This window comes from Bradyrhizobium sp., from assembly GCF_016213215.1.
Taxonomy (GTDB): Bacteria; Pseudomonadota; Alphaproteobacteria; order Rhizobiales; family Xanthobacteraceae; genus Bradyrhizobium.
In genome coordinates this window covers 1-3795 of sequence record NZ_JACRAW010000153.1, presented here as the reverse complement: position 1 = coordinate 3795, position 3795 = coordinate 1, and the positions used below count along the sequence as shown (strand labels likewise).

At 64.5% G+C, this 3795-nt stretch carries 6 protein-coding genes; 4 read left to right on the top strand and 2 right to left on the bottom strand.

The window, feature by feature from the left end:
* The 3 genes from HY852_RS24960 to blaOXA form a co-directional block, all read left to right on the top strand.
* Positions 1-257, top strand: a 257-nt coding sequence (locus tag HY852_RS24960) for a flagellar hook-length control protein FliK (RefSeq protein WP_291607578.1), incomplete at its 5' end; no start/stop codon positions are given.
* On the top strand, positions 254-523 hold the full coding sequence (locus tag HY852_RS24955) for an EscU/YscU/HrcU family type III secretion system export apparatus switch protein (RefSeq protein WP_291607577.1): 270 nt from the start codon (positions 254-256) through the stop codon (positions 521-523). The genes HY852_RS24960 and HY852_RS24955, both read left to right, overlap by 4 nt.
* A gap of 289 nt (positions 524-812) precedes the next feature.
* Positions 813-1631, top strand: a complete 819-nt coding sequence (gene blaOXA, locus HY852_RS24950; RefSeq protein ID WP_291607576.1) for a class D beta-lactamase — start codon at positions 813-815, stop codon at positions 1629-1631.
* Between the two features lie 20 nt (positions 1632-1651).
* Here blaOXA and HY852_RS24945 read toward each other — a convergent pair whose 3' ends face one another.
* The gene (locus HY852_RS24945) at positions 1652-2182 is read right to left on the bottom strand and encodes a hypothetical protein (RefSeq protein ID WP_367116423.1); all 531 of its coding nucleotides are present in this window, start codon (positions 2180-2182) and stop codon (positions 1652-1654) included.
* Between the two features lie 263 nt (positions 2183-2445).
* Positions 2446-2586 (bottom strand): hypothetical protein, encoded by a 141-nt coding sequence (locus HY852_RS24940; protein ID WP_291607574.1) that lies wholly within the window; start codon positions 2584-2586, stop codon positions 2446-2448.
* Positions 2587-2737: 151 nt separating this feature from the next.
* Between HY852_RS24940 and HY852_RS24935 the strand changes: the two genes are divergently transcribed.
* Positions 2738-3795 (top strand): acyl-CoA carboxylase subunit beta (locus HY852_RS24935; protein WP_291607573.1); only part of this gene is annotated, 1058 nt, incomplete at its 3' end.

Here is a 3795-nt window from a genome sequence, read left to right as displayed (position 1 = left end):
GGCGGGCGCGCTTCTCGCTCGATGTCGAACCGGCAGGTCCCGTGCACGCGCTGATCTCCTTCAGCGACGAAAAGACATCGGTGCGGATGTGGGCCGAACGCCCCGCGACCGCCGCGCAATTGCGCGCCGGCGTCGGTGAGCTCAACCGGGCCTTGAGCCGGGCCGAGCTCAAGCCCGGCGAGATCGTGGTGGCCGATGGCACTCCGCCGCAGGCTGCTCCGCCGCAGGCCGGGCATTTCCTGGACCGGGCACTATGAGCGCGGAAACCAAGACACAGCTCGCCGTCGCGCTGCCTTACGAAAAGGGTAGCGGTGCGCCGCGGGTCGTCGCCAAGGGCAAGGGCGCGATCGGCGCCAAGATCGTCGAGGTGGCGAAGGCGCACGATATCCCGATCGAAGAGAACGAGGTACTGGCGGGCGCGTTGTCCAAGGTCGAGCTCGGCGACGAGATCCCGCCCGAGCTCTACAAGGCAGTCGCCGAGGTGCTGGTGTTCGTGCTGCGCCTGTCGGGGAAGATCCGCTAGGTGAGCCTTGATTGAAGCGATTTTCGCCACACGTTCGGTACACCTCTCCCGCTTGCGGGGGAGGTCGCTGCGCTCGAAGAGCGCAGCGGGTGGGGGAACTCTCTCCACTCGAAGACCGCATCTGCGGCCGCACCCCCACCCCAGCCCTCCCCCGCAAGCGGGAGAGGGAGCGCAGCTTCGCCGTGGCTTCAGCGCAATCTCCATCTTGGCCTGAACTGGAGCCATCGTTTCACCACGAAAACAGTCGCATCGTCGTCGCCGTCACGCCACCATTCGCTGGATGCCGCCTTTGATCACTCGCCGCCAAGCGCTCGGTCTTGTCGCCGCCGCAACCCTCCTGCCGCAGCGCTCGTTTGCCCATGTCGCGCCGCCGCGCAGCGAAATCCGCGAGAGCCTCGCCAAGCGTTTCGCCGACGCCGGAACCGAAGGTACCTTCGTCGGCTACATGGTCGACGAGTATCTCGTGATCGCGAGCGACAAGGATCGCTCCGGCGAGGGAAAGCTGCCGGCTTCGACCTTCAAAATTCCCAACTCGCTGATCGCGCTCGAGACCGGCGTGGTTGAAGACCCCGACAAGGACGTCTTCCCGTGGGACGGGGTCAAGCGGCCAATCGAGACCTGGAATAAGGATCATACCTTGCGTAGCGCGATCGCCGCGAGCGTGGTCCCGGTCTATCAGGAGATTGCGCGCCGGATCGGGCAGGAGCGGATGCAGAAATATGTCGACCTGTTCGAATATGGCAACCGCGACATCGGCGGCGGCATCGATCAGTTCTGGCTGACCGGCAATCTGCGCATCGATCCGGTCGAGCAGGTCGATTTCGTCGACCGCCTGAGGCGCGGAGTCCTGCCGATCTCCAAGCGCAGCCAGGATCTGGTGCGCGATATCCTGCCCGTGACCAAGGTCGCCGACGCCGTCATCCGCGCCAAGACGGGGCTGTTAGGGGCGGAGCAGGGCAAGCCGTCGCTCGGCTGGCTGGTGGGCTGGGCGGAGAAGGGCAGCGCACAAACCGTGTTCGCGCTGAACGTGGACTGCCGCGAGGAGCGCCACATCGCCGCGCGCATGACGCTGGCGCAGGCATGCCTTGCCGATATCGGCGCGATCTGAGCGCCGGACCGTTGGGCCGATCAGGTGCTGCCGTCGGCGTTCGCAGCCGCCTTCTCGGCGGCCAGCGCCTGGTCGATCGCGCAGCCGCCGATTTCGCAGATGGTCAGCGAGATCACGTCGCCGCTCTTGGCAAAACCCTCGGCGAGGTAATCGAACTGCGTCCGCGCCAGGCGCAGAGCCTCGATCGGCACCGTAACGGCGGTGTCGGAGTCGAGCGATTCGCGCAAGCCATCGAGCTCGGCGGTGACTTTCGCCAGCCGGGCTTCGGCATCATCCGACTGCGCGGACAGCTGCCGCACCCGTTCCTCGAGGCGGGCGCGCTCCGTCTCCGCCTGCATGGCCTCATCGGCAAGCTGCACGCGCAGCGCTTCGGCCTCCGCGACCAGTTTGTCGGCCGCGGCTTCCGCGATCTGTCTCAGTTCGAGGTTGCGCGCAGCTTGTTGCTGCTGCTGCTGATAGGACTGTTCAGCCGAGGTGGTGCGCCGGGTCAGGGACTCGATCGTGTCCGCCGCCTGAAGCAGCATCTCGCTGTTTCGGCCGCCCTTCATCATGGCGGCGAGCCGCCGCAGGAAGTCGGTGGTCTCGAGGTCGGCGCCTTGCGGCAGGGAAAGAACCGTCGCAGACATTGAATTCGCTGTTCAAAAAGGAGCTTGAGGTGAAGCTTGAGTAAAGTCGCAACGGGTTATCGGCCGATCTTGTCACCTCTGTGAAATCATCGGCCCGCAATCAAATTGTTACAAAAGAAACTGAGTCATTGATCCGGGTCAATGGTTACCGGTGGTTGCGATGCGCGGAGGGCGGAGCGTTGAAATTGCTAATTCTTCGCAAGCCGCCCGATCCGGCCGACGGCATACAGCAGCACCATGCCGGCAAACAGCGTCAGCCCCTCCAGCCGGAGCAGGAGCCTGACGCCGCCGGTGACCATGCCCATAGCGGGAGCGTGTGTCTCATTCATCGGTCGATTTCCCTCGAATAGGGCGTTGTGAATCCTTGGGGTTTCCCTCCAACGGACCTGAGCCAAGGCGTCGAAAGCCGGTTTCCGGCGGGCAAAATGCCGTGTTAGAACCCCTCGCAAACATCTGTGACTTAAGACCTGGCGGGAGCAAATGAAACACATCCTGGACGCCCTTGAAGAACGTCGCGCCGGCGCCAAGCTCGGCGGCGGCCAAAAGCGCATCGACGCGCAGCATGCGAGGGGCAAGCTGACCGCGCGCGAGCGCATCGAGCTGCTGCTCGACAAGGGATCGTTCGAGGAATTCGACATGTTCGTCGAGCACCGCTCGACCGAGTTCGGCATGGAGAAGTCCAAGGTGCCGGGCGACGGCGTCGTCACCGGCTGGGGCACCATCAACGGCCGCAAGACCTTCGTCTTCGCCAAGGACTTTACGGTGTTCGGCGGCTCGCTCTCCGAGACCCATGCGCTCAAGATCACCAAGCTGCAGGACATGGCGATGAAGGCGAGGGCGCCGATCATCGGGCTCTACGATGCCGGCGGCGCCCGCATCCAGGAGGGCGTCGCGGCACTCGCCGGCTACTCCTACGTGTTCCGCCGCAACGTGATCGCCTCCGGCGTGATCCCGCAGATCTCGGTGATCATGGGTCCGTGCGCCGGCGGCGACGTCTATTCGCCCGCCATGACCGACTTCATCTTCATGGTGAAGAACACGAGCTACATGTTCGTCACAGGTCCCGACGTGGTGAAGACCGTGACCAACGAGGTGGTGACCGCGGAAGAGCTCGGCGGGGCGTCGGTCCATACCACGCGCTCCTCGATCTCCGACGGCGCCTTCGAGAACGACGTCGAGGCGATCCTGCAGATGCGCCGGCTGATCGACTTCCTGCCCTCCAACAACAGTGACGGCGTGCCGGAATGGCCGAGCTTCGATTCCATCGAGCGGGTCGACATGTCGCTGGACACGCTGATCCCCGACAATCCGAACAAGCCCTACGACATGAAGGAGCTGGTCCTGAAGGTCGTGGACGAGGGCGACTTCTTCGAGATCTCGGAAGCGTTCGCCAGGAACATCATCACCGGCTTCGGCCGCATCGCCGGCCGCACCGTCGGGTTCGTCGCCAACCAGCCGATCGTGCTGGCGGGCGTGCTCGATTCCGATGCCTCGCGGAAGGCTGCGCGCTTTGTCCGGTTCTGCGATGCCTTCAACAT

Bases quoted from the DNA above. Each gene is read 5' to 3' on its own strand.
- HY852_RS24955 (WP_291607577.1), top strand. From the start codon at position 254: ATGAGCGCGGAAACCAAGACACAGCTCGCCGTCGCGCTGCCTTACGAA.
- HY852_RS24945 (WP_367116423.1), bottom strand. From the start codon at position 2,182: ATGATGAAGGGCGGCCGAAACAGCGAGATGCTGCTTCAGGCGGCGGAC.
- HY852_RS24940 (WP_291607574.1), bottom strand. From the start codon at position 2,586: ATGAATGAGACACACGCTCCCGCTATGGGCATGGTCACCGGCGGCGTC.